General features: G+C 69.5%; 2 protein-coding genes. Both read left to right on the top strand.

All coding sequences use genetic code 11. From position 1 onward, the window contains the following. Window positions 1–1,151, top strand: a 1,151-nt coding sequence (locus ASF38_RS07740; RefSeq protein ID WP_056574962.1) for an aconitase family protein, incomplete at its 5' end; no start/stop codon positions are given. Next, a complete protein-coding gene (locus ASF38_RS07735) occupies window positions 1,148–1,684 on the top strand; it encodes a hypothetical protein (protein WP_200914449.1) in 537 nt (178 codons plus the stop codon). The genes ASF38_RS07740 and ASF38_RS07735, both read left to right, overlap by 4 nt. Window positions 1,685–1,796: the final 112 nt, after the last annotated feature.

The following is a 1,796-nucleotide window of genomic DNA, read 5'->3' as shown; positions in this document are numbered from 1 at the left end:
ACACCGACCGCTTCTTCAAGCAGATGCGCGAGGACTTCGGGGTCACGAAGGTCGCCGAGCCCGACCGGTACGTCCTGTTCATCGACCACATGCTCACCAACAAGAACGAGCGCGAGGCCGAGGTCCACCAGGTCACCCGCGACTGGGCGCACGAGAACGGCGTGCACTTCCACGAGGGCGAGGGCATCGGCCACCAGGTCGCCGCCGAGCTGGGCTACGCGATGCCCGGGTCGTTCCTCATCCACTTCGACGGCCACATCTCCAGCCTCGGCGCGTTCGGCGCGCTCGGCATGGGCGTGCGCCGCGACCTGCTCGAGGGCTGGGTCACCGGCGGCATCCACCTGGACGTCCCGGCCAGCACGCGCTTCCACCTGACCGGGTCCTTCGCGCCCGGCGTGGAGAGCCGCGACCTGATCCACCGGATCATCTCCGACATCGGCGCGGACGGCGTGGCCTTCCAGGTCATGGAGTACACCGGCCCGGGTGCGGAGTCGATGGCCCTCGGCCAGCGCCAGGCCCTGTGCGGCATGGCGATGTTCGCCGGCGGGGTGTCGGCGATCTTCAACCCCGACGAGATGAGCCTCGAGTACAGCCGCAAGGTCGCCCAGCGCGACTTCGAGCCGCTCTACAGCGACCCCGACGCCGAGTACACGGCCCGCTACGACATCGACCTCGACGCCCTGAGCCCGCAGATCGTCATGCCGGGGTCGGCGCGTGCGTCGAACACCCGCGACGTGGCGGAGGTGCACGGGCAGAAGATCCAGCGCGCCTTCATCGGCTCCTGCGCGAGCGGCCGCATCGAGGACATCCGGGCCGCGGCCGGGATCCTCAAGGGCGAGAAGGTGGCGCACGGCGTGGAGCTCAACGTCGTGCCGACGTCGCGTCGCATCTACGAGCAGGCCGAGTCCGAGGGTCTGCTGGACACGCTGCGCTCCGCCGGCGCCCACGTCGTGGAGTCCACGTGCGACTTCTGCTTCGGCTACGCGAAGCCGCTCGAGGCCGGCGAGGCGTGCGTGTCGACCGGGGTGCTGAACATCTCCGGTCGCATGGGCAGCCCCGACGCCGACATCTACATGGGCTCGGCGACGACCGTCGCGGCGAGCGCCTTGACCGGTCGGCTGACCGACCCGCGCGAGGTGGTGAACCCGTGACCGCGACGACGGCCGCGCCGCAGGTGCTGCCCGACGTGCTGACCGGTCGCGTGGCCTGGATCTTCGGCGACGACCACGACATCGACCTGATGATCGGCGTGCAGAACATCAAGTACACCGACCCGGAGCACCTGCACAGCGTCTGCATGAAGGCGTACGAGGAGGACTTCACCGACAAGGTGCGCGAGGGCGACTGGCTCGTGGGAGGACGGAACTTCGGCTACGGGCACCCGCACTACGTGGCGATGACGGCGATGCGCAACGAGGGCATCGTCGGCGTGGTCGCGGAGTCCTTCTCGCCGGGCTTCTGGCGCGGCGAGGTCAGCAACGGCATGCCGCTGCTGACCGTGCCGGGCATCTCGACGTCGGTCGAGCGCTGGGACGAGATGGAGGTCGACTGGCGGGCGGCCACCGTCACCGTCCGGGCGAAGGACCTCGTGCTGCAGGGAGAGGTCCTCAACGACCGGACGCAGGACATGATCGCCGCCGGCGGTCGGTACCAGCTGCTCCTCGCCGAGCACGGCCGCTCGTAGCGGTCCGCCTCCGCCCCACCCGTCCCTCGATTCCCATCACCTGATGGGAATCCCCCACTCACCATGGAGGACCCTCCATGGTGAGTGGGGGAGGACCAGGGTGAGCTCGCGA

Origin of the sequence: Aeromicrobium sp. Leaf272 (assembly GCF_001422865.1) — a bacterium.
In the GTDB taxonomy this organism is placed as follows: Bacteria; Actinomycetota; Actinomycetes; order Propionibacteriales; family Nocardioidaceae; genus Aeromicrobium.
Note: the sequence above shows the minus strand (reverse complement) of the source record. Positions and strands in the feature narration are given on the sequence as shown.